Origin of the sequence: Gluconacetobacter asukensis (genome assembly GCF_014174375.1) — a bacterium.
Classification (GTDB): domain Bacteria; phylum Pseudomonadota; class Alphaproteobacteria; order Acetobacterales; family Acetobacteraceae; genus Gluconacetobacter; species Gluconacetobacter asukensis.
The window spans coordinates 93514-117499 of the sequence record NZ_JABEQE010000006.1; the positions used below are offsets into that span (position 1 = coordinate 93514).

At 65.8% G+C, this 23986-nt stretch carries 21 protein-coding genes; 15 read left to right on the forward strand and 6 right to left on the reverse strand.

Features of this window, described 5'->3' with window-relative positions; genetic code table 11:
- The first annotated feature begins 31 nt into the window (after positions 1-31).
- The 8 genes from HLH35_RS08720 to HLH35_RS08755 are packed head-to-tail and all read left to right on the forward strand — an operon-like array spanning position 32 to position 6683.
- Entirely contained in the window at positions 32-502 is a 471-nt protein-coding gene (locus HLH35_RS08720) for an SUF system Fe-S cluster assembly regulator (RefSeq protein WP_182978784.1), read from the forward strand.
- Between the two features lie 14 nt (positions 503-516).
- Complete coding sequence (gene sufB, locus HLH35_RS08725) at positions 517-2007, forward strand: Fe-S cluster assembly protein SufB (RefSeq protein WP_182978785.1); 1491 nt, start codon at positions 517-519, stop codon at positions 2005-2007.
- A 6-nt stretch (positions 2008-2013) separates the two neighbouring features.
- A complete protein-coding gene (gene sufC / locus HLH35_RS08730) occupies positions 2014-2796 on the forward strand; it encodes a Fe-S cluster assembly ATPase SufC (RefSeq protein WP_182964100.1) in 783 nt (260 codons plus the stop codon).
- Positions 2793-4058 carry a Fe-S cluster assembly protein SufD gene (gene sufD, locus HLH35_RS08735; protein ID WP_182978786.1) on the forward strand — a complete coding sequence of 422 codons (1266 nt, stop codon included), beginning with the start codon at positions 2793-2795 and terminating at the stop codon, positions 4056-4058. Before sufC ends, sufD begins: the two co-directional genes overlap by 4 nt.
- Before the next feature lies 1 nt (position 4059).
- Positions 4060-5310 carry a cysteine desulfurase gene (locus tag HLH35_RS08740; protein ID WP_182978787.1) on the forward strand — a complete coding sequence of 417 codons (1251 nt, stop codon included), beginning with the start codon at positions 4060-4062 and terminating at the stop codon, positions 5308-5310.
- Between the two features lie 21 nt (positions 5311-5331).
- Positions 5332-5787, forward strand: a complete 456-nt coding sequence (sufU, locus tag HLH35_RS08745) for a Fe-S cluster assembly sulfur transfer protein SufU (RefSeq protein ID WP_182978788.1) — start codon at positions 5332-5334, stop codon at positions 5785-5787.
- Between the two features lie 28 nt (positions 5788-5815).
- Complete coding sequence (locus tag HLH35_RS08750) at positions 5816-6253, forward strand: SUF system Fe-S cluster assembly protein (RefSeq protein ID WP_408870111.1); 438 nt, start codon at positions 5816-5818, stop codon at positions 6251-6253.
- Positions 6254-6299: 46 nt separating this feature from the next.
- A complete protein-coding gene (locus HLH35_RS08755) occupies positions 6300-6683 on the forward strand; it encodes a HesB/IscA family protein (RefSeq protein ID WP_182978790.1) in 384 nt (127 codons plus the stop codon).
- A gap of 74 nt (positions 6684-6757) precedes the next feature.
- On the opposite strand, the gene HLH35_RS08760 is transcribed toward HLH35_RS08755, so the two are convergent.
- Positions 6758-7681, reverse strand: a complete 924-nt coding sequence (locus HLH35_RS08760; RefSeq protein WP_182978791.1) for an ROK family protein — start codon at positions 7679-7681, stop codon at positions 6758-6760.
- A gap of 158 nt (positions 7682-7839) precedes the next feature.
- On the opposite strand from HLH35_RS08760, the gene HLH35_RS08765 reads away from it, so the two are divergent.
- From HLH35_RS08765 to HLH35_RS08790, 6 genes are all read left to right on the forward strand, one after another.
- Positions 7840-8973 carry an ROK family transcriptional regulator gene (locus HLH35_RS08765; protein WP_182978792.1) on the forward strand — a complete coding sequence of 378 codons (1134 nt, stop codon included), beginning with the start codon at positions 7840-7842 and terminating at the stop codon, positions 8971-8973.
- A 197-nt stretch (positions 8974-9170) separates the two neighbouring features.
- On the forward strand, positions 9171-11591 hold the full coding sequence (locus HLH35_RS08770; protein ID WP_182978793.1) for a TonB-dependent receptor: 2421 nt from the start codon (positions 9171-9173) through the stop codon (positions 11589-11591).
- A gap of 35 nt (positions 11592-11626) precedes the next feature.
- Positions 11627-12964 (forward strand): glucose/galactose MFS transporter, encoded by a 1338-nt coding sequence (gene gluP, locus HLH35_RS08775; RefSeq protein ID WP_456305636.1) that lies wholly within the window; start codon positions 11627-11629, stop codon positions 12962-12964.
- On the forward strand, positions 12961-13770 hold the full coding sequence (gene nagB, locus HLH35_RS08780) for a glucosamine-6-phosphate deaminase (RefSeq protein ID WP_182978794.1): 810 nt from the start codon (positions 12961-12963) through the stop codon (positions 13768-13770). The genes gluP and nagB overlap by 4 nt, the downstream gene beginning before the upstream one ends.
- Entirely contained in the window at positions 13770-14549 is a 780-nt protein-coding gene (locus HLH35_RS08785; protein ID WP_182978795.1) for a copper homeostasis protein CutC, read from the forward strand. The genes nagB and HLH35_RS08785 overlap by 1 nt, the downstream gene beginning before the upstream one ends.
- A 2-nt stretch (positions 14550-14551) precedes the next feature.
- Positions 14552-16732, forward strand: coding sequence for a beta-N-acetylhexosaminidase (locus HLH35_RS08790; protein WP_246384964.1), 2181 nt, complete (start codon positions 14552-14554; stop codon positions 16730-16732).
- Positions 16733-16846: 114 nt separating this feature from the next.
- Here the strand turns inward: HLH35_RS08790 and HLH35_RS19895 are convergent, their stop codons facing one another.
- The 5 genes from HLH35_RS19895 to HLH35_RS08810 all read right to left on the reverse strand — a co-directional run bounded on the left by HLH35_RS19895 (position 16847) and on the right by HLH35_RS08810 (position 21718).
- The gene (locus HLH35_RS19895; protein ID WP_246384965.1) at positions 16847-17092 is read right to left on the reverse strand and encodes a GMC oxidoreductase; all 246 of its coding nucleotides are present in this window, start codon (positions 17090-17092) and stop codon (positions 16847-16849) included.
- A gap of 112 nt (positions 17093-17204) precedes the next feature.
- Positions 17205-17855 (reverse strand): hypothetical protein, encoded by a 651-nt coding sequence (locus tag HLH35_RS19900; RefSeq protein WP_246384966.1) that lies wholly within the window; start codon positions 17853-17855, stop codon positions 17205-17207.
- A 38-nt stretch (positions 17856-17893) separates the two neighbouring features.
- On the reverse strand, positions 17894-18619 hold the full coding sequence (locus HLH35_RS08800) for a hypothetical protein (RefSeq protein ID WP_182978796.1): 726 nt from the start codon (positions 18617-18619) through the stop codon (positions 17894-17896).
- 92 nt (positions 18620-18711) lie between these two features.
- Positions 18712-19992, reverse strand: a complete 1281-nt coding sequence (locus HLH35_RS08805; RefSeq protein WP_182978797.1) for a class I SAM-dependent RNA methyltransferase — start codon at positions 19990-19992, stop codon at positions 18712-18714.
- A 139-nt stretch (positions 19993-20131) separates the two neighbouring features.
- A complete protein-coding gene (locus HLH35_RS08810) occupies positions 20132-21718 on the reverse strand; it encodes a DEAD/DEAH box helicase (protein WP_408870112.1) in 1587 nt (528 codons plus the stop codon).
- Positions 21719-22037: 319 nt separating this feature from the next.
- Between HLH35_RS08810 and HLH35_RS08815 the strand changes: the two genes are divergently transcribed.
- Entirely contained in the window at positions 22038-23870 is a 1833-nt protein-coding gene (locus HLH35_RS08815) for a glycoside hydrolase family 15 protein (RefSeq protein ID WP_182978799.1), read from the forward strand.
- The last annotated feature ends 116 nt before the right edge of the window (positions 23871-23986 follow it).

The window sequence follows — 23986 nt, forward strand, 5'->3', positions numbered from 1 at the left end:
CCGCAATCCAGGGACGAAAAGGAGGGGGCGGGTGCTGAGACTGTCGAAGCTGACCGACTATGCCGTCGTTGCCCTGGTGCGCCTGGCGCAGCAGGACGAGGTGACGACGTCGCCGGCGCTGTCGCAGGCCACGGGGATTCCCGAACCCACCGTGGCCAAGGTGCTGAAGATCCTGGCGGCCGACGAACTGGTGATTTCCCTGCGCGGCGCGCGTGGGGGATACCGTCTGGCGCTGCCGCTGAACGAAATTTCGGTGGCACGGGTCATCACCGCCGTGGACGGGCCGATCTCGCTGACGGCGTGCGTCGATGGCGGGGAGTGCGACGCGCGCACCCTGTGCGGCCTGTGCGGGCAGTGGGATGCGGTCAATGACGCGATCCGGGGGGCCTTGTCCTCGATCACGCTGGCCGACATGCAGACCCGCGGGCAAGCCGTGCGGGGACCGGGGGCCGCGTGCGCGGCCCATGACATATCCGCTGCCGGCCCGGCCGCCGCAGTCTGAGGGAGCAGGAAGACATGCCAGCGATTGCCGAAACCCGCGATGCGGTCGAGAGCCTGGGCCAGTCCACCTATAAATGGGGCTTTGAGACCGAGATCGAGATGGATATGGCCCCCAAGGGCCTGACCGAGGATACGATCCGCCTGATCTCGCACCGCAAGCAGGAGCCGGAATGGCTGCTGGAATGGCGGCTGAAGGCGTTCCAGGCCTGGCTGGGCATGACCGAGCCGAGTTGGGCCAAGGTCAGCCATCCGCCGATCGATTTCCAGGACGCGCATTACTATGCCGCGCCGAAGAAGAAGGCGGGGCCGAAATCGCTGGAAGAGGTCGATCCGGAACTGCTGCGCACCTACGAGAAGCTGGGCATTCCGCTGCATGAGCAGGCGCTGCTGGCCGGCGTGGAACTGCCGGAAGGCGAGGTTGCGCGGCCGCCGGTTGCCGTGGATGCGGTGTTCGACAGCGTGTCGGTGGTGACCACCTTCCGCGAGACCCTGGCCAAGGCGGGCGTGATCTTCTGCCCGATTTCCGAGGCGGTGCGCGAGCATCCCGAGCTGGTGCGCCGCTATCTGGGCAGCGTGGTGCCGGTGGCCGACAATTTCTATGCGGCGCTGAATTCGGCCGTCTTCACCGACGGGTCGTTTGTGTATGTGCCCAAGGGCGTGCGTTGCCCGATGGAGCTGTCGACCTATTTCCGCATCAATGCGCGCAATACCGGGCAGTTCGAACGCACGCTGATTGTGGTCGAGGACGGGGCGTCGGTCTCGTACCTGGAAGGCTGCACGGCGCCGATGCGCGACGAGAACCAGCTGCATGCGGCGGTGGTCGAGCTGGTGGCGATGGACGATGCGTCGATCAAATATTCGACGGTGCAGAACTGGTATCCGGGCGACGAGCAGGGGCGCGGCGGGATCTATAATTTCGTGACCAAGCGCGGCGCGTGCCGGGGCGACCGGTCCAAGATCTCGTGGACGCAGGTCGAGACCGGGTCGGCCATTACCTGGAAATACCCCTCCTGCATCCTGCAGGGCGACGGCGCGGTGGGTGAGTTCTATTCGGTCGCGGTGACCAACAACCACCAGCAGGCCGATACCGGGACCAAGATGATCCATCTGGGGCGGAATACGCGCTCGACGATCATCGCCAAGACCATCAGCGCCGGCCATTCCGACAGTACCTATCGCGGGTTGGTGCGGATGATGCCCAAGGCCGCCGGCGCGCGGAATTTCACGCAGTGCGACAGCCTGCTGATCGGCGATCAGTGCGGTGCGCATACCGTGCCCTATATCGAAAGCCGCAACCTGTCGGCGAAGATCGAGCATGAGGCGACGACCTCGAAGATTTCGGAAGACCAGCTGTTCTATTGCCGCCAGCGCGGCCTGTCCGAGGAAGATGCGGTCGGGCTGATCGTGAATGGCTTCTGCAAGGACGTGTTGAAGGAGCTGCCGATGGAATTCGCGGTCGAGGCCCAGAAATTGCTGCAGATCAGCCTTGAAGGCAGCGTCGGCTGAACGGAGATGAGTGACGTGAGCAACGAGTTTTTGCGGATTGCCGGCCTGTGCGCCAAGATTTCGGATAACGGCGCGGACAAGGAAATCCTGCGCGGCGTCGATCTGGAGATTCCGGCCGGCGAGGTCCATGCCATCATGGGCCCGAACGGGTCTGGCAAGTCCACGCTCTCCTACGTGCTGGCCGGGCGCGAGGATTACGAGGTGACGGCGGGCAGCGCGACCTTCAAGGGTCAGGATCTGCTGGCGCTGGAGCCGGAAGAGCGCGCGGCGCTGGGTCTGTTCCTGGCTTTTCAGGCGCCGGTCGAACTGCCGGGCGTCAATAACGCGAACTTCCTGCGCACGGCCGTGAATGCGGTGCGCCGTGCCCGTGGGCAGGACGAGCTGGATGCGGTGGCCTTCCTGAAGGCGGTGCGGCAGGAGACGAAGCATCTGTCGATGTCCGACGACATGCTGAAGCGCAATGTGAATGTCGGCTTTTCGGGTGGTGAGAAGAAGCGCAACGAAGTGCTGCAGATGCGCATGCTGAACCCGTCCTTCGCCATTCTGGACGAGACCGATAGCGGGCTGGACATCGATGCGCTGCGCATCGTGGCCGAAGGCGTGAATTCGCTGCGCGCGCCGGATTTCTCGGCGCTGGTCATTACCCATCATCAGCGGCTGCTGGATTACATCGTGCCGGACCGCATCCATGTGATGGCGCGCGGGCGCATCATCCATAGCGGCGGGCCGGAACTGGCCAAGCAGCTCGAGGCCCAGGGCTATGCCCGTTTCCTGGCGGAGGCCGCGTGAACGCGATTGCTCCCGTCGGCGTCAGCGCCGCCGCGTTCCTGAACCGCTATACGGGCGGGGACGGGAACGCCACGCGCGCGCAGGCGGCCGACCTGCTGCGTAAGACGGGCCTGCCGCGCTCGGGTGTCGAGGCGTGGAAATATACCTCGCTGCGGACGCTGGCGGACATTCCCTTTGCCGGGGCGCCTGTGCAGGCGGACGAGGCGGCGGTCGATACGCTGCTGGCCGATGCCGTGCGGGCTTATGATCTGGATGCCGATCTGCCGCGCGCCGTCATGGTCAACGGGCGTTTTGCGCCGGACCTGTCGCGCCTGCCGGATGGGGTGTCGGTCACGCGGTTTGCTGCCGGCGCGGACCTGACGGCGCATGACGATGTTGCCAGCGCGCTGAATGCCCTGTTGGCTGAAGACGGGCTGACGCTGACGGTGGCATCTGGCGTCGATGCCGGGCGGATGGTGCTGCTGTCGGTCGTGGTTGCGCCCGATGGCGTGGCGCTGTCGGTTCATCCAAGGCATCGTATCGTGCTGGGGGCCGGGGCGCGGCTGTCGGTGCTGGATCTGTCGGTCGGGCGTGGCGATTATCTGAACAATCCGGTGCTGGATGTTGCGGTTGCCAAGGGCGGCCATCTGATCCACGCGAAGTTGCAGACCGAGGACCCGGCTGCCCGGCATCTGGCGGTGGTTCATGCCGAGGTCGGGGCCGATGCGTCCTATGACAGTTTCACACTGACGCTGGGCGCGGCCCTGGCGCGGCATGAGGTTCATGCGCGGCTGAATGCCGAGGGTGGCATCGTGCATGTCAACGGCGCGCAGTTGCTGGACGGGCGGCAGATTGCAGACCTGACCAGCGTGATCACCCATGCCGCGCCCTCGTGCAATTCGCGCCAGACGGTGAAGAACGTGCTGGCGGGCCATGCCAGGGGCGTCTTCCAGGGGAAGATCCTGGTGGAGCGTGTTGCGCAGAAGACCGATGGCTACCAGATGAATCAGGCCCTGCTGCTGTCGGACCATGCCGAGATCGACGCGAAGCCGGAACTGGAAATCTATGCCGACGACGTGCGGTGCAGCCATGGCGCGACCGTGGGGGCGCTGGATGCCGACCAACTGTTCTACCTGCGCAGCCGTGGCGTGGCGGGGGAAGAGGCCCGGGCCATTCTGGTCAAGGCGTTCCTGCACGACGCGGTGGAACTGATGGGGGACGAGGCCCTGCGGGCGGTGCTGAACCGCGCGGTCGAGACCTGGTGGACCCGAAAGGACGCGTAACATGGATGTCTCGCCTTCCGTGATGACCGACCCTATCGACGCGCTGCGCGACCGGCGTGCCGACTTCCCGATCCTGGGCGAGACGGTGCATGGGCGCCCGCTGGTTTTTCTGGACAGTGCCGCCTCGGCGCAGAAGCCGGTCCAGGTGATCGATGCGATGGGCGACACCATGCGCACGCAGTACGCCAACATCCATCGCGGCCTGCACTGGATGAGCGAGCGCACCACCGATGCCTATGAGGCGGTGCGTGACCAGGTGGCGGGGCTGATCGGTGCCACGGCGCGGGAAGAGGTGATCTTTACCCGCAACAGCACCGAGGCGATCAATCTGGTCGCCCATTCCTTCGGCAGCCTGATGCGGCCGGGGCAGGCGGTGGTGATCTCGGAGATGGAGCACCATGCCAATCTGGTGCCGTGGCAGATGCTGCGGGACCGGACGGGCATCGAACTGCGCGTGGCGCCGATTACCGATGAGGGCGACATCGCGCTGGACGCGCTGGAGCGGCTGGTGGCGGACGGCAAGGTGGCGCTGGTGGCCGTCACCCACATGTCGAACGTGCTGGGTACCGTGACGCCAGCGCGGCAGATTGCCGATATCGCCCATGCGGCGGGGGCGCGCGTGCTGTTCGACGGCAGCCAGTTCGTCGTGCATCGGCGGGTCGATGTGCAGGCGCTCGATGCCGATTTCTACACCTTCACCGGCCACAAGCTGTATGGTCCCACCGGGATCGGCGTGCTGTGGGGGCGGCGGGATCTGCTGGAGGCGATGCCGCCGTTCCTGGGTGGCGGGGACATGATTTCCTCGGTGAGTTTCGAGCGCTCCACCTGGGCCACCGTGCCGCATAAATTCGAGGCCGGCACGCCTGCGATCATCGAGACGATCGGGCTGGGCGCGGCCATCAGCTATATCGAAGCGATCGGGTATGATGCCATTGCGGCGCATGAGACGGCGCTGGTGGATTATGCGTTGCCGCGCCTGGCCGAGGTGCCGGGCCTGCGCGTCGTGGGGGCGCCTGCGGAGCGTGGGGGCGTGATTTCGTTCACGATGGACGATGTGCATCCGCATGACATCGCGACCCTGCTGGACCGTAACGGGATCGCGGTGCGGGCCGGGCATCATTGCGCGGAGCCGCTGATGCGGCGCCTGGGCCTGTCCGCCACCGCCCGTGCCAGCTTCGCGCTCTATACGACGCGCGAGGACGTGGATGCGCTGGCATCGACGCTGACGCAGATCCGCAGCTTCTTCGTCTGAGGCGGGAGCGGGCACGGGCCGATGGATCAGGACGGGCTCTATCAGCGGCAGGTGATCGAACGGGCGCGTGCGCCCGTCCATGCCGGCCCGCTGGAAGGCGCGGCCGGCCGGGGCGAGGGTACGAACCCGATGTGCGGCGACCGGGTGCGGATCGGTGTCTGGCTGGATGCGGACGGGCGGATCGGGACGGTTCGTCACCAGACGCGCGGATGTGCGATCTGCCTGGCTTCGGCCGACATGATGGCCGGGCTGGTGGCGGGGCAGGACAGGAGCGGGGCCGCGGCCATGGGGCGGGATTTTACCGCCCTGCTGCAAACCGGGCAGGATGGCGATTCCTGCCCGGAATTGAGGGTCTTCGCGCCCCTGCACCGGCACCGGTCGCGCATCCGCTGCGCGACCCTGGCATGGTCGGCGCTGGAGGCGGCGTTGATCGAGGCGCCTGCGGGAACGCCGGCGGGTGAGACGAGGGACGGATGAGGCGGGAATGATGGTTCAGACCGACAGGATGGCCGCGATGGAAGAGACTGGAAACGGAGCCGAGGGGCACGCCTTCTCGTTCGACGCGCCTGCGGCTGGGGATAGCCCCGCGGTGGAAGGCTGGACGCCCGACGGGGAGCCTGCGGCGGACGGTGCGGCGGCGGTGCCCGACGAGGAGGCCGTGATCGCGGCGATCGCGTCGGTCTACGATCCGGAAATTCCGGTGAATATCTATGAGTTAGGCCTGATCTACGCGATCGACCTGCATCGTGACGGCACGGTGCGCATTGAAATGACGCTGACGGCCCCTAACTGCCCCAGCGCGCAGGAACTGCCGGCCCAGGTGCAGGAGGCGGTTCGCGCCGTCCCAGGTGTGACCGAGGCGACGGTCGAGATCGTCTGGGACCCGCCATGGGACATGTCGCGCATGAGCGACGATGCCCGCCTGAGCTTGAACATGTTCTGACACGTCGCGGCGGGATGCCATGCCCGCCGGGATCGGGAGATTGCCAATGACTGTTTCCAGCAACGCGACGGCTGCATCGTCCGCTCCGACCCGGCGGGCGCTGCCGCCCCTGATGGCGCTGTCCGACCGCGCGGCCGATCGGCTGCGGGCATTGTATGCTACGGCCCATGCCGGGCAGTTGCTGCGGATTGCGATTTCGACCAAGGGGTGTTCTGGCCACGCCTACGATATGAGCTTTGTCGAGGCGGCCGGGCCGGGCGATGAGATCGTGACCGACAAGGGCGTGACGGTGCTGGTCGATCGCAAGGCCACGCTGTTCCTGATCGGCACGACGATGGACTACGAGGTCAAGCAGCTCGAATCCGGCTTTACCTTCAACAATCCCAACGAGAAGGGCCGCTGCGGCTGCGGCGAGAGCTTTCACGTCTGACGTGTGAGGCGGCGTTTTCTCTGATTGGCGATCTGATACGCGTCATTCTGTCATCCGAGCCCCGGGGCGATCTCTCACTCCTGCGCGCGGATATCCAGCCCGAGGCAGGCCGCGCCGAGCAGGCCGGCATCGGCCCCTAGCGCCGCGCGCTTGAGCAGCGGGCCGGACGTGGTGGTCAGGATGCGGGCGCGGACGGCCTCATCCAGCGCGTCGACCAGGGCGTGGGCGTTGCTCAGGCCGCCGGCGACCGGGACGATGGTGCTGCCGGTGACGTTGATCACATGGGCCAGGCCGGCGCCCATATAAGACAGCCAGATATCGAGCGTCCTGCCGGCTTGGCGATCGCCTGTCTGCCAGGCTTCGAGGATCGCCCGGCTGGTCTGCGGCGTGCCGCCCGCCCAGAGATGCAGCCGTTCCAGCGCGCGGGCGCCCGCGATCGTGTCGAGACACCCCGAGATGCCGCAGCCGCAGCGAAAGAGCGGGACCAGGGTCTCGGCTGCCTCCTGATCAAGGGGGGCAGGAGGGGGGATGACAACCGGCGCATGCCCCCATTCGCCCGTCACGCCGCCCAGGCCTGGCACGATCCGGCCATCGAGGACGAAACCGCCACCGATTCCCGTACCGAGAATCACGCCGAAGACATTGCGATGCCCCCTGGCGATGCCGAAATGGGCCTCGGCCAGTGCAAAACAATCCGCATCATTGGCGATCCGGACCGCGCGACCGGTTTCGCGGTGGAGATGGGCGGCGAGTGGCAGGGACTGCACGCAGGGAATGTTTGCCGCGCGGATGATGCCGGTATCGGGACATTCCACGCCCGCAATGGCGATGTGCAGCGGCATGTCGGGCCAGGGCGCGCAGAGCGCGACAAGTGCGCCGATGAAGGCGGGGGCGTTATCAAGCGGTGTCGGAACGGAGCGGCGGTGTTCGGTCCGTCCATCGGGGTGAACCACCGCGAAATCGATGAACGATCCACCAATATCTGCGCAAAGAATCATGAAGGTTCCACACTGAGATTGCCCGCCCGGACGACAGGCAGGCCCGTCTACCCCGACCATGTTTATAGGCCCTTTTTGTAAACAGGCATTTCCCTATCCCGTCAACATAGTTCATAATATGAACTATTGACCGGCGATTCCTTCAGGGACCTCTCAGCATGCTCTCCACCGGACATTATCTGATTCTGAGCAGCCTCAGTCGCAATGGACCGGAGAGCCGGAGCGAACTCGCCTTGCGCCTGGGCATGAGCAAGGCCGCCGTGTCCAGCCTGGTGCGCGATCTGCTGAAGCAGGAAATCCTGTGCGAGCAGACGCCGGTTCATGGCAGCGGGCGGCCTTCGGTGCCGCTTGCCGTGCGGGCGGAAGCGGCGTGGTTCATCGGCATTTCCCTGCAGGACGATCCGGCAATCGTGGTGCTGACCGACCTGCATGGGACCGTGCATGACCGCATGGAACTGCCGCGTCATGCCGATCTGGAAACATGCGTGTCGTCCTTGTGCGATGCGATCACGCACCTGCGGAAGGGGCTTCGGTCGGCCAAGGTTTCGGGCGTTGGCACGGCTCTTCCGGGTTTTGTGGCCAACGATCGTCAGACCTGCCTGGCATGTGCCGCCCTGGGCTGGCGCGATGTCGATATCGGGGGGGTGCTGTCGAAGCGGACCGGCCTGCCGACCTGGATCGAGAACGATGCGAATGCCCTGATCCTGGGCGAGCAATTGTTCGGAGCCTTGCGAAGCAGCCCCGATTTCAGCGTGATCTTTATCAGCAACGGCATCGGTTGCGCGAACATCGTCAATGGGCGGCTTCTGCGCGGTTATGCCGGCGGGGCGGGGGAAATGTCGCACGCGCCGATCGTGACGGACATGGCCCATGCCCTGCCGTGTCGCTGTGGCAATCGCGGCTGCCTGGAGACCGTGGCCTCGCTTCTGGCAATCGGCAATGCCGCCCGGCGGGCGGGGCTGCCCGGAGAGATCGCCGAATTGGCCCGGCTGGCGGCCGGTGCGCACCCCGAGGCGCTGTCGATCCTGCATCATGCCGGCGCCTCGATGGGACTTGCCACCGCCCATCTGATCCAGCTGATCGATCCGAGCCATGTCGTGGTGATGCTGGACCCCAACCTGCGTGACGGGATCTATGGCCATGCCCTGCAACGCGAGACCGAGTCCCACATCCTGCGGCGCCCGGTTTCGCGGGGTATGATCCAGTTCCGGGATTTTGAGCCCGACAGCTTTGCCTGCGGCGCCGCAAGCCTTGCGGCGCGCTACTTCATTTTCGGCCCGGACGGCGTTTGAACGGCCTGTGTGGCCGGCGAGATTGTGTCATTCCCGCAACAGTTTTGCGGATGGAGAACGAAAACACTTTGTTTTAAGTTCGAATTAAGTCACCCGGATTAAATTCCTGTTGCGCATTAAAAACCCGTTTGCGAGCTTGTTTCTGAAGAGCAATGATAAAAACTATTCACCGTCAGCCGGGTCGTGGAGTTGTCACCATGCGCATCTCATTCCGCCAGCTTTCCCTCTCCTGCGTTGCGTTGACCGGTCTTGCCGCGGCAGCCGCGCACGCCCAGACGAAAAAGACGGCCACCGGCCAGGACCGGAAGACCACGGCGAGCGCGCCGGCGGCCCGGAACGGGTCATCCGGCGGCGATGATCTCAGTTCGTCCGTCCTGGGGCAGTTCACCCGGTCATCAGAAGAAATCTCGGTCACCAACCATGCCGTGGCGGCGACCGGCATTACCAACCGTACGCCGGGTGGCGGGCTGATGCCGCCGCAATCCGCGCCGCGTTCGCAGAGCGGCATCACGCGTGATTTCATCGCCAAACAGGGGCCGTCATCCAACATCACGTCTTTGATCGCCGATCTTCCCGGCGTGACGGTGAGCAGCCAGGACCCGTTCGGCACCACCGGGGACCATCTTCAGGTTCGTGGCTTGAATGAAACCCAGTTCGGCTATCTGTTCGAAGGTGCGCCGCTGGCGGACCCGATCAATTACGCGCCCTATACGGCGACGCTGGTCGATACCGAGAATCTTGGTTCCGTCACGATCTCGCAGGGGGCGCCGGACCTGAACGCGCCGTTCTACAACGCCGTGGGCGGGCAGATCACGGCATCGGCGATCAACCCGTCGCACCATATGGGCGGATTTGCCGACCTTGCCGGCGGTTCCTATAGTTTCAACAAGGAATTCCTGCGGTTCGATACGGGTGACATCGGCAATTCCGGCGTGCGCGGCTTCCTGTCCTTCTCCCATACCGGCTACGATAATGGCGCGCGCGGTCCCGGTGGCTTCATGCGCTATCATCTCGATACCAAATTCGTGAAGGAGTGGGGGGACGGTAACAATATCGCCGCCATATTCTCCTACAACCGTCAGGAAGCGACCTCCTGGCGGGCGCCCACCATGGCGCAATGGAAGCAATATGGCGTCGGATTCTCCTACGACCCGAATTTCACTCCGGGCGACGCGCGTTACTACAAGCTGGCTAACCAGAATCTGAACCAGCAGCTTCTCGTGATGCCGATGAACTTCACGCTGACGGACCGGTTGAAGCTGCATGTGACGCCTTACTACGTCCATCAGTTCGGTCCGTCCCTGGGCGGCGAAAACATTCCGGCGGTCGGCGGGTATTACGGAACGCAGCAATATGGCCAGCTTTCGGGCGGAACCGTCGTCAATGGCAGCATCCTGACCGTGGGCCGCGATCCGTGGAACCAGAAGACGGGCGGGCTGAACATGTCGGCCGACTGGCGGATCAGCAAGAGCAACACGTTCTCCTTCGGCTGGTGGTACGCCTATACCACCCATGAGGAACTGTCGGATTTCCTGCCGGTCAATGCCGATGGCAGCGGCTGGTCGGGCACCCCGATCCGCGTGAACGGGCATATCCTGTCCGGGTACGATCTGAATTTCATGCAGCAGGTCAACACGCTGTTCATCGCCGATACGCAGCGGCTGCTGAACGACAGGCTGACCCTCAGCGCGGGCTTCCGCGTCGCCATGGTCTCGCGTCAGGGAACGAACCTGATCCCCGGGGCGGACCCGTACAAGATGCAGGGCAACTACTTCGAACCGCTGCCGCAATTCTCGGCGAGTTACAAGATCACGCCCCACGACCAGATCTTCCTCAACGGGACGACGGCATTCCGGGCTCCGGCCTCGGTCGAGGCCTATTCGCAGATCTTCGACCCGAATTCGTCGCACGCGGTGATGCAGCCGCAGACCCTCAAGCCCGAATATTCGATCAGCGAGGAAATCGGTTATCGCCACCAGGGCAGTCTCTATAATTTCTCGATGTCGCTGTTCAACATCAACATGACCAACCATCAGGTGACCTCGACGGGCTATATTCCCGGCACCAACCAGATGGTTGCGTCCCCGATCAATATCGGCGGCCAGACCTCGCGCGGCGTCCAGGCGGAAGTGGGGCTGGCGCGCTGGCATCATTTCAGCCCGTATGTCTCGGGCCAGTTCCTGCATTCGACCTTCGACAATGATTTCAACACCGGGATGGGCTCGCTGCCGACGGCTGGAAAGGTCGCGGTGGCAGCGCCGAAATTCACCGGCGCCATCGGCCTGAATTACGATGACGGCACCTTCTTCGGCAATTTCGACCTGCGCTATGTCGATACCCAGTACACGACCTTCATGAATGACGAGAAAATGCCGTCCTACATTACGTCGAACCTGGCGCTGGGTTATCGGATGAAGGGCATCGGGCCGATGAAGCACCCGCAGATCCAGCTCAACCTGACCAATCTCGGCGACAATCACTATGTCTCCGGCTCCAGCTACACCGCGAACGCCCATCCGCACGTGACCTCGACCGGTCAGATCGCCACCGGCGGCGGGCCCGTCTATTATGTCGGCGGCGTGTTTGCCGCCGTGGTTTCGCTGTCCACCGGGTTCTGACGGTGCAGGACGGATCGGATCTTTCGCCCCGGCCGGTGTCTTCACCGGCCGGGGGATTCAATGGATGGTCGTGGGTAGCCGGTCTCGCGGCACGCAGCCCCGCCGGGGCCTATGGCTGGCGCCCCATCCTGATCATGGCCACCCTGTTCTTCAGCATCGGTTTCGTGACCTGGCTGAATGGCCCGCTGATCACGTTCGTCCAGGTTGCTTTCAATCTGGATGATGTCTCGGCGTTTCTGGTGCCCGTCTGTTTCTACCTCGCCTATTTCATCTTTCCGCTGCCTGCGACGGCGCTGACGCGGCGGATCGGGCTGCGGCGCGGCCTGTCCATCGCCCTGGTCGTGATGGCGGCAGGGACCGCGCTGTTCGGGGAGTGCGTCAATGCACGATGGTATGTCGGTGCGCTCAGCGGCCTGACGGTGATCGGCGCCGGATTGTCGTTGCTGCAGATTACGATCAACCCTTATGTCAGCCTGCTGGGGGGGCATGATCGTGCTGCCCAGCGCATCGCGATCATGGGGATCGCCAACAAATTCGCCGGTATCGTGGCACCTGCGCTTTTCGCGGTCATCGTCATGCCGAATGTCGGGGGTGTGGCGGCCGATATCGCGCGCACGCCGCCCGGCCCCGCCCGCGAGGCGACGCTGGCGGCCTTTACCCACGCCGTTCATGCACCCTATGCGGCCATGGCTGGCTTGCTGCTGCTGCTGGCGGTCTTTACCGCGCGTGCCAGGCTGCCCGACATTGCCATGGAGACTGCCGCGCCGCGCGCCCGCGATCGTGGGGCGGCCCAGCCGGGATGGCTGGTGACCGGCGCCTTTGCCATGTTCCTGTATGTCGGGGTGGAGGTCATGGCCGGGGATGCCATCGGGCTCTATGGCCGCTCCTTCGGCCTGTCGCTGGACGTGACGAAATATCTGACGGCGTTGACCCTTGCCGCGATGATGGCCGGTTATCTGGCAGGCATGGTCCTCGTGCCGCGTGTCGTTGACCAGGAACGCTATATGCTGCTGTCCTGTGTCGGTGGAATCCTGCTGTGCATGGTGGCGATGGTGGCACCGGGCGTGCTGCCGGTCTTCTGTGTGGCGCTGCTGGGATTTGCCAATGCGATGATCCTGCCGGCGCTTTTCCCCATCGTGCTTGCCGAAGGTGGCCCCGAGGGGGGGAGGACGACTTCGTTCCTGATCATGGCCTATTCCGGCGGGGCGGTGCTGCCGCAGGTTTTCGTGCATCTTGTCCCGACGCTGGGCACGACGCCTTCTTTCATGGTGTTGGCCGTTCCATCCTATGTCTTCATCGGCGGATGGATCGTCGCGCTGCGCGCGGGGAGGCGACGGCCGGATCTGGCCATGGGAAGGAGCGAAACGCGGTGAAGGTCATCATCTGTCCCGATCCTGCCCATGTTGCTGAACTGGCGGCGCGGCTGCTGGCCGATCAGGTGCGCGGCAGGCCGGATTCCGTCCTGGGGCTGGCGACAGGGCGGACCATGGAGGCGATCTACCGCCTGCTGGTCGGGACTGCCCGTGCGGATGGTGTCGATTTCGGTGCTGTCACGACCTTCAATCTCGACGAGTATGTCGGCCTGTCGGGCGGCCATGCCCAGTCCTATCGCCATTATATGCGTGCGCACCTGTTTGCGCATGTCGATCTTGCTCCGGAGCGGAGCCATGTTCCCAATGGCGCGGCGCCTGATGCCGATGCCGAGGCCGCCGGATACGAGGCGCGTATCGCACAGGCCGGCGGGATCGATCTGCAGCTTCTCGGCCTGGGCGAGAACGGACATATCGGTTTCAACGAGCCCTTGTCGTCGCTTGCCAGCCGCACCCGCGTCGTCACCCTGGCGCAAGCGACCCTGGCGCAGAATGCCGGGATGTTCGGCGGCGACCTGTCGCGTGTGCCGACGCGGGCCATCACGATGGGGACGGGCACGATCCTGGAGGCCCGCAAGACGCTGATGGTCGTGACCGGTGCGCGCAAGGCCGCGATCGCGGCGCGTGCGATCGAGGGGCCGGTCAGTGCGGCGGTGCCGGGTTCCGCGCTGCAATTCCATCCCGATTGCCTGGTCCTGCTCGACCCGGCGGCGGCTTCGGGCCTGGCCCAGCGCGACGCGATCGAATGGCAGATGCGGCATGATGCGGAACTCGTCGCGATTCAGTCGGCGCAATCGGCAGGACGGTGATGCACGCGCGCTCCATCCTGCTGGAAGTCTGCGTCGATGGGGCTGATGGCCTGGCGGCGGCCGTGGAGGGCGGTGCCGACCGGGTCGAGCTTTGTTCCGCGCTGATGCTGGGCGGACTGACGCCTTCGGCGGGGCTGGTGGCGATTGCCGCCCGTGCGCCGTGCCCGGTCTTTACGATGATCCGGCCCCGTCCTGGCGATTTTGTATTTTCTCCGGACGAGGAGGCGGTCATGCGCGGCGATATCGCCGCCCTGGCGCAGGCTGGCCTGTCCGGTATCGTACTGGGCGCTTGTCTGGCGGATGGGCGGCTTGACGAGGCCATGCTGCGCCGGCTGCTCGACCATGCCCGCGCCTGCGGCCTGTCCCGTGCCACGCTGCATCGCGCCTTCGACCAGGCCACGGACCCGGACGCGGCGCTGGAGATCGCGGTCGGTCTGGGGTTCGAACGTATCCTGACCTCGGGTGGGGGTACCACCGCCTGGGAGGGGCGCGAGAGGCTGCGCCGTCTGGTCGATCGGGCCGATGGACGCATTGCCGTCATGGCCGGTGGCGGCGTCGCGCCGGCTTCGGCCGCGGCACTTGTCGCGGCCACCGGGGTCAAAGAAATTCACGGCTCCTGCCGCCGTGGCGATCCGCCGCGAGCCCAGGATGCGCGGAATGCCGGTTTTGGCGACAATCCGGTACCGACCGATGCTGCGGTGGTCGAAGCGATTCGGCAGGTCCTGGACCAGGCAGGCCGTGTCGCGACGATGTCCGGGGATTGTTCCAGGAGAGGATGAGCATGAAGTTTTCGACCGCGCGCGCGGCCCTTGTCGGGTCTTCGCTGCTTGCCGCGACGATGGCCCTTTCGGCCTGCGCGACGCCCTCGGGCGAACAGCCGGCGGCGCCGGAGCCTGTAGCTCCTGCTCCCGCACTGATGCCGCTTCCCTCTTCGGTTGCCTTCCCCGGTGGTGCGCTTCCGCTGTCCGAGGGCTTCGTCGTGTCGTGGAGCCATCCGCCTTCCGCGATGCTGCAGGCTGCGGCCGGGCGCTTCCTGCGCCGTGCCGACGCGCTTGCCGGACGGGTGATGCCCGCGGCCGATCGCCCCGTGGACCCCAAGGTTGCGCCGGTTCCGGTGCGGATCGAGGCCGGGCAGGATGCGGGCTGGCTGACCACGCGGGCGAAGGAGGATTACCGGCTGGTGGTCGGCCCCGATGGCGCCACGCTGACGGCCGACGGCCCCGATGGCGTGATGCACGGTCTGGCGACCCTCGTGCAATTGATCGGGCGGGACGAAAACGGCCCGAAAGTCGATTTCGCGACCATTGCCGATCATCCCCGTTTCGCCTGGCGCGGGATCATGATCGATACCTCGCGCCACTTCGTGACGGTCGAGACCATCAAGCGCCAGATCGATGCGATGGAGATGCTGAAACTCGATGTTCTGCACCTGCATCTCAGTGACGGCACCGGCTTCCGGGTGGAGAGCCATGTGTTGCCGGAGCTGACGGCGAAGGGATCGCACGGCCAGTATTACACCCAGGCCCAGATCCGGGATCTGGTGGCCTATGCGGCGGATCGGGGCATCCGGATCGTGCCCGAATTCGACGTGCCGGGCCATGCCCTGGCCCTGCTGCTGGCCCATCCGGAGCTGGCGGCGCAAAGCCCGGTCAATCCGGAGCCGAAGAACAAGAATACGGCCGCGCTCGATCCGACCCTGCCGGCGACGCTGCGCCTTGTGCGCCGGCTCTACGGTGAAATGGGCCGCCTGTTTCCCGATGCCTATTTCCATTCCGGCGGCGACGAGGTCGATCCCGACGAATGGATGAAGAATCCGAAGATCGTGGCCTGGATGAAAGACCATGGCTATGCGACGCCGCAGGCGCTGCAGGCGGCGTTTACCGCCCAGGTGCAGAAGGTTCTGGCCAGCCAGGGCAAGATCATGGTCGGGTGGGACGAGGTCAGCGAGGCGGCCATTCCGTCCGACGTGGTGGTCGATGTCTGGCGCGGTTCGAAATTCATCGGCTCGGCCACCGAAGCCCATCATCCCGTCATCGTTTCCGCCGGATATTATCTCGATCTGCTTCAGCCGGCGGGGCAGCATTATCTGGTCGACCCCTACGATCTGACCGCGAACGGGATTACCCGTGAGCAGGCCGACAAAATGCTGAAGAAGGGCTCGCGCCCCGATCTGGTCGCTGCCTTCCTGAAGGAGCCCGCGCCACCGCCGTTGACCGAGGAGCAGAAATCCTTCGTGCTGGGTGGCGAGGCGCCGCTATGGGCGGAACTCGTGACCGACGAGATGCTCGACGCGCGGATCTGGCCGCGCGCCGCCGCGATCGCGGAACGGTTCTGGTCGCCTGCCGAGGTGCGGGATGTCGACGATATGTATCGGCGCCTCGCCGTGGTGAATTCCGAACTTCAGATCACGGGATTGCAGGGCGAGGCGAATAGGTGGCGCATGGCGGCCCGGCTTTCGACGGGCACGGTCGATCCGGTGATGGTGCTGGCGAGTGCCACGGTTCCGCTGCGCAACTACAACATGAACCGCTATGTGGGGCGCCACGGCCACAGGCTGGATGAAATCGGGGAAATCGCGTCGCCCGATCCGGTACAGGCGCAGCGGTTCTCGACGCTGGTGGCGCGCTATGTGGCGGGAGACCACAGCGTGGTCCCGGCCCTGCGGCGGCAGCTTGTGACCTGGCGCGACAATGATGCGGCCTTTGCGCCGGTGGCGCAGGTCCGTGGCCTGTCCGACGCGCTGGTGACGTCCCGCCATCTGGCGGTCATCGCCGCGGCGGGGCTGAAGGCGCTGGATGGCGGACGGACGCTCTCGGCGCCCGAGAAGGCGATTTTCGATCAGGAAGATGCCGCCATCAATGGTTCCGCCGATGTCTCCGGTTCCTTCGCGGGCGTGAACCTGCCGCCTGCGGGGCTGATGGTCGCAATCGAGCCGGCGGTGAGAAAACTCCTCGCTCTGTGAGGGAGCGGGATCCGGGCGATTGGGGCGCGGCGAAGAGGTTCGGAGGACCGCGCTCCAAGCCCGGGCAGTCAGACCGAGGAAGTCCGCGCATTGAACGCGTATTTCCTGTGATTGTCAGATCTGCCCGGATTTCAACCGGTCTGCCAGGTGCGCGCAGGCCCGCATTGTCACCGCCATGACCGTCAGCGTCGTGCCCAATGTGCCGCCGGTTGGAAAACTCGACGCATCCGTTACGAGGAGGTTGGGTGCCTCCCAGCATTGTCCGTAGCTGTTGAGGACCGAATCGGCGGGGTTCGTCCCCATGCGCGCGCCGCCGCTTTCATGGACGGCGGCGCCCATGACCATACTCTTGGGGAACATGTATCGCATCAGCCATCGCTTGATTCGGGGCTCGGTCGCGAATGCCTGTCCCCCAACGTCGCCAGGCCGAGAGGCGAGCCCCAGAGTTTTACCTTGCCGCCGCGGGATTCGATCATCTCGATGCCGTCGCTGATCTGCCGGTGCAGCATCGCGCGCTCGTTTTCGTGCACCGCGCAGCGGATATGGGGAAGGGGCACATATCGATCATGCCCTCCGCATCCTCTCCGTCGCGGCGGCCGATGGACCCTTGATAGCTGTAGCCGCGCTGGAAGGACGGGTTCGCGATATTCCCGATATTGGCATAGCGCGGAATGTAGAACCCTCCGGTGACGCCATGGAAGGGATGGGTGGGCAGCGGCGCTGCCTCTCCCGCCACGGCCCGGGCCGGCCATCTTCCGTGCATGAGGACGGAGCATTGGTCCATGAAATAGCGGCCGAGTTGTCCGGTGTTGTTTCCCAGACCATGCGGATGCAGGGCCGAACGGGAATTGAGGAGCAGGCGCACGCTTTCGATGGGCGACGCGCAGAGGACACCGGCACGCGCCCGTACGACGTGACGCGCGCATGTCCGGCGGTCGGCATATTCCACGCCCGTCGCGCACCCTGTCATGGGGTCGGTCAATACGCGCACCGCGATGGCATCGGAACGGATCGTGGCATGCCCGGTCGCGAGGGGCCTGGCTGCGATGCTGCCCGTGCCGGCAAGGCGGCCGGCACCGTGGTAAAATGCGGGCTTGGAGCAGCCAAGTCGAGTGACGCGCACTGCCCTCCGTTTACGCCTGTCCAGGTGGCTGGATGGGTTTATTCCGTTCGCTTCCAGGGACTGAACGGAACCGGAAAAACCATCGCGATGCCGGAGATCGGTCTTGTGCTGCTGAACACGGCTTCGGCGGGATAGAGGCGGGGCTGGAAGGTGAAGGCATAGGGCCTGTCGGCCTGATTCCGGACCAGGCTGAATATCTTTTTGTTTTCCGTCACGGAAAATTCCGATCGGGGTGGCAGCGTGACGGTGAGGCTCTTCGTGGCGGGGACGAAGGCCGACAGGAGGAAGCCGGTCTTGTGGCTAATCTGGCGGTCAAGCGTCGATAGCCAGGTGCGCGCGTCCTGGCCTGTGAAGCGGTTGGCCGGAAACCGGTCCACGCTTGCCGTTGCCTGGAACCTGATTTCCTGGTTCGGGGACAGGGCTGCCACGACGTTGGGATTTTCCGCCGCCAGGGCCTCGTCGAGGGGCGGAACAAGTTCATTGCCGGCTTCGGGAAACAGGGAAACAGGGCCCCGCTTCGTGTCGAGAAAGAGATGGGCGTCTTCGGGGGGACGGTCCCCAGGCTCCAGACGTGCCGCGACATGGAGATGAAGGCCGCTTGGCTGGCCGTCCTTCAGGGCGATGGCATCCATCGTGTCCTGCATGCGGCGGAGATTCGATACCACGACGGGATGAACCGTCCCGCGAACGGAGATCTCTTCCGCCCATGCCGGAGAGAGCATGAACAGCCAGGCGAGAAGGGCGAGCCCGAACCTGAAGCGCATTCCTCGATCCTCGTTCCGTGGGCGCCCTCGTCTCTATCGGATCGCGCGGCGGGGCCGGCAGGGCGGCGCCCGCCGATTGTTCCGGACAGGATTTATCGGGTCCGTCGGCGGGGTGCCGGCGGGGCGGTGAAGGTGCAGACGGCTTCGACCTCGGTCGACCACAGGAACTGGTCGATGATCGTCACGCCGTCCAGCGTGTATCCTGCCGCCTTCAGCCCGGCGGCGTCGCGAGACAGGGCCTGGGGGTTGCAACTGACATAGATGATCCGCTGCGGCCGGCCGTCGACGATCTGCGCCATCTGGGCGCCGGCGCCCATGTAGGGCGGGTCGAGGACGATGGCGCCGGCCTCGGCGATCTGGCGGGCCATGACCGGCTGGCGGTTCAGGTCGCGCTGCTCGGCCACGACACGGGTGCCGCTGGTGGCGCGGCGCAGGGACGCGACGGCGTCAGGGTGGCCTTCGAAGGCCAGGACCCGGGCCTTCTCGCTGAGGGCGAAGGAGAGGGTTCCGCAGCCCGCATAGAGTTCGATGATCGCGTCGCGGCGGCCCAGCTTGCGCGGCAGTGCGGCCAGGACGGCCGCGATGATGGCGGCTTCGCCCGCGCTGCTGGGCTGGAGGAAGGCGCCGGGCGGCGGGGCGACGGCGATGCCCGAGAAGAGGTGGTGCACCGGGCCGGTCTGGGCGGCGGTTTCCGGCGTGTCGGTGGTGCCGGCGCGGCGCCAGGCGATGCGGGGGATGCGCTGGCTGCGCGCGAATTCCGCCAGTTTGGCGCGGTCGCTCGGCTCCAGCGGTCCGTCGGTTGCCAGCAGCAGGTCCGGCCCCGAATCGAGCAGGTTGATCAGCACGTCGCCGCTCTGCCGCAGCGCGCCCAGCGAGCGGGCCACGTCACGCAATGCGGGCAGCAGGGCGAACAATGCGGGGGCGAGGATCGAGCAGGTCGTGAGGTCGACCACGTCGCCGCGCCGTGCGTGCAGCCCGATGGCTACGCCGTCGGGCCGGCGGCGGATTGCCAGATCGACGCGCCGGCGCGAGGCGGGCGGGCTCTGGAACCGTGCGGTGACGAGGGGATCGGCAAAGCCGGCCCGTTCCAGGGCATGGACGACCGTTTCGGTCTTCCAGTCCAGTGCGGCCGGCAGGGACAAATGCTGGATGGCACAGCCGCCGCATTGGCCGAACAGGGGGCAGGGCGGCGCGACCCGGTCCGGGCTGGGGCGCAGCACGGACAGGAGATGGGCCGAGCGGGCATCGACCTGCTGGACGCTGACGCGCTCGCCGGCCAGGGCGCCGGGGACGAACAGGCGCTCGCCGTCCGGCATGCGGGCAATGCCATCCCCGTCCACGCCGAGCGCGCTGATATCGATTTCGGTGTTCATCGGTTTTCTATCCACGCTGTCCCGACCGGCGTGCGCCAATCAGGACGCCGGGGGCCTGGAGCCTGATTGTGGGCTGGTGGGCGGGAGCGGCCGGGCATGCGCGTCGGATCGTCATCGACGCGCATGCCCGGCCAGGCTGTCAGGCCAGTCCGTCGGCCGTATGCGTGCTCTCGTCGTCGGCCGAGGGCGTGATGCTGAACTGGCGGCGCGGCAGCAGCATGAAGGCGGGGATTTCCGCGCCGAAGCCCAGAACGGCGCTGCCGTTTGCCTGCGCGGTGTCTTCCAGTTCGCGCTCCCGCGGGTGGCGATGCTGGGGGGGCTTGCGCGCGGGCGGCGGCGGAGGCGGTGCGGCCGTGGCTTCGCGCGCGGGGGGAGGCTCGACCGGTGTGGCGGCAGCGGGGGCGGCCGGACGGGCGGGCTTGCCGCCGCGACGGTCGTCCTTCTCCCGGCCGCGTCCGCGACCCTTGCCCCCACGGGGGCGTTCTTCCTCGGACCATTCGAGCTGGGTCACGCCTTCGACCGCCAGGCGGGGAATCGGGTGGCCGGTCAGCGTTTCGATCGCCTCGGCCAGGCCCCGGTCATGCGGGGAGGCCAGGCTGTAGGCGTGGCCGGTGCGGCCGGCGCGGCCGGTGCGGCCGATCCGGTGCACGTAATCCTCGGCATGGAACGGCAGGTCGAAATTGAAGACGTGCGACAGGCCGCCGATATCGATTCCGCGTGCCGCGACGTCGGAGCAGACCAGAATCTTGAGATCGCCGGCCTTGAAGCGCTCGAGCGTCGAAAACCGGACCGACTGCGGCAGGTCGCCATGCAGCGCGCCGGCCGAGAAGCCGTGCTTGACCAGCGATTTGTACAGCACGTCGACATCGCGCTTGCGGTTGCAGAAGACGATGGCGTTCTGCACCGCTTCACTGCGCAGCATCTGACGCAGGACGCGCCGCTTGTCTTCCTCGTCGACCACGACCAGGCCGGCCTCGATGGTCGTGGCGACCGAGGACGGGCGGCTGACGGTGATTTCCTTGGGGTTCTGCAGGAACATGTCCGCCAGGCGCCGGATTTCCGGCGCCATGGTGGCCGAGAAGAACAGTGTCTGCCGCAGCGGGGACAGCATGCCGACGATTTTCTCGATATCGGGGATGAACCCCATGTCGAGCATGCGGTCGGCTTCGTCGATCACCAGCAGGCGGGTTTGCGTCAGCAGCAGGCCACCGCGCTCGAACAGGTCGATCAGCCGGCCCGGAGTCGCGATCAGCACGTCGACGCCGCGGTTCAGCACGTCCTTCTGTTCGGCCATGCTTTCGCCGCCGATCAGCAGCGCGTGGTTCAGCTTGAGGTATTTGCCGTATTTGACGAAATTCTCGGCCACCTGCAGCGCCAGCTCGCGCGTCGGCTCCAGGATCAGCGAGCGGGGCATGCGGGCCCGCGCCCGGGAACCCGAGAGGATCTCGAGCATCGGCAGGGTGAAGGAGGCGGTCTTGCCGGTGCCGGTCTGCGCCACGCCCAGCACGTCGCGGCCCATCAGCACATATGGGATGGCCTGGGCCTGAATCGGCGTGGGATGGCGGTAGCCGGCTTCGTCGATGGCGCGCTGGATCGGCTCGGACAGGCCAAGATCGGAAAAGAGGGGCTGCGGGGCAGCGTCAGCCTGCTCGGCCGGGAGATCCACGGCACCGGAAGCGGACGGCTCGCCACCGGGAGAACCGGCGTCCGTGTCAGGCGGAACAATGGAGACGGGATGGACTTCGGCGTCATGTTCGGCCGAAGCGGAGGCATTCGTCTTGGGGCTCAAAATTCTCTCGAACGTGTCAGTGGTGTGGTCCCGTCCATTCCGCCACGATGTGGTTGGGCAGGCTTTTTTCGGCCTGTTTTCCTGCGACGAAGCAGGGCCTTGCGAAAATGAAGGCGAATCCTCCGATTCCGCGTGACTGTCCGTATCGAGAAATGGGACGAAAATCAAGCGCGGAGCATCGGGGAGGGCGGGGCAGCCTTCCGGCGCCGCGTTGTGTTGGGTGTCATGTCTCTGGCGTCTTGTCTCTGGAGGAACCGTGGTCACAGTCACGCCGTTGAAAATCGAGGATTATGGCCTGATCGGCGACGGGCGCAGCTGCGCCCTGGTGGGGCGGAACGGGTCGATTGACTGGCTCTGCTGGCCGCGCTTCGACAGTCCGGCCTGTTTTGCCGCCTTGCTGGGCGACGGCGAGAACGGACATTGGCAGTTGGCGCCGGACGAGGAGCGGGGCGGCACGCCGATTACCGTGACACGGTCGTATCGTAACCATGGCATGGTGCTGGAAACGGTGTTCGAGACCCATACCGGTGTGGTCGCGATCCTGGATTTCATGGCCATCGGCGCTGCCGAGCCGACCCTGATCCGGATCGTCGAGGGGCGGCGCGGGGCGGTGCCGATCCTCAACTGGCTGGTGATGCGGTTCGATTACGGGCTGTCGGTGCCGTGGGTCACGCGCCTGCCGGACAATATGGGCATCAGTGCCATCGCCGGGCCGTCGCGCTGCGTGCTGCGCTGTCCGGTCGCGCTGCATGGCGAGGATCGCCATACCGTATCGCGCTTCATCGTGTCCGAGGGCGATCAGGTGCCCTTCGTGCTGACCTATATGGATTCGCACGGCGCGCTGTCCCAGCCGATCGACGCGCTGGCGGCGTTGCACCGGACGGAACAGTTCTGGTCGGACTGGATCGGGCGCTGCACCTATCAGGGTGAGCATGCGGCCATGGTGCGGCGCTCGCTGCTGACGCTCAAGGCGCTGATCTACCAGCCCACGGGGGGAATCGTCGCGGCGCCGACCACCTCGCTGCCCGAGGAACTGGGGGGCGGGCGCAACTGGGATTATCGCTATTGCTGGCTGCGCGATGCCTCGCTGACGCTGATCGCGATCATGGCCGGCGGTTATTTCGAGGAGGCGATGGCGTGGCGTGACTGGCTGCAGGCGGCCGTCGCCGGCAGCCCCGACCAGGTGCAGATCATGTACGGGATCGCCGGCGAGCGGCTGCTGAATGAATGGGAGGCCGGCTGGCTGCCGGGCTATGAGGCGTCGAAGCCGGTGCGGGTGGGCAATGCGGCGGCCGGTCAGCTTCAGCTCGACGTGTATGGCGAGGCCATTGCGGCGCTGCATGTGGCCCGGCAGACGCGCCTGTGCGCGATTACCGACGGCTGGCGGCTGCAGGTGGGGTTGTTGCAGCATCTGGCGACGATCTGGAAGGAGCCGGACGAGGGGATGTGGGAGGTTCGCGGGGGACGGCGCCAGTTCACCGTGTCCAAGATCTCGTGCTGGCTGGCGTTCGACCGGGCGATTCGCGATGTCGAGAAATACGGGCTGGAGGCGCCGCTGGAGGAATGGAAGGCTCTGCGGCAGGATATTCATGACACGGTGTGCCGGGAGGGGTTCAACGCGGACAAGAACTGCTTTGTCCAGTATTTCGGCGGCACGGGACTGGATGCGGGATTGCTGCTGATCCCGGTCGTGGGCTTTCTGCCCGCAGATGATCCGCGCGTGAGCGGCACCATCGCGGCGATCGAGCGCGAATTGCTGGACGAGCATGGATTCGTCCGCCGCTATCTGCCTGATCGGGTGATCGAGGGGGTGACCGGGGACGAAGGGGCGTTCATTGCCTGCTCGTTCTGGCTGGTGAACGCTTATGTCGCCCAGGGGCGGATGGAAGAGGCCCATGCCCTGTTCAACCGGCTGCTGGCGTTGTGCAGCGACCTGGGCCTGCTGGCGGAGGAATATGACGCCACCACCGGGCGGCAGGTGGGGAACTTCCCGCAGGCGTTCTCGCACCTGTCGCTGATCAACTCGGCATCGATCCTCAACGCCGGCCGAATCACCACCATGGGCGCGGCGCCGTTACCTGTTTTGTAGAAGTGCCGGAGGGGGCGGGGGTAGGCTGGTGCGGCGGCGTCGATCCTGAGCGAGAGCGGCCCGTCAGGGCCGCGCCCGTCGTGTGTTTCCGAGCATCGGAGCGGAGCGGCCTTGAT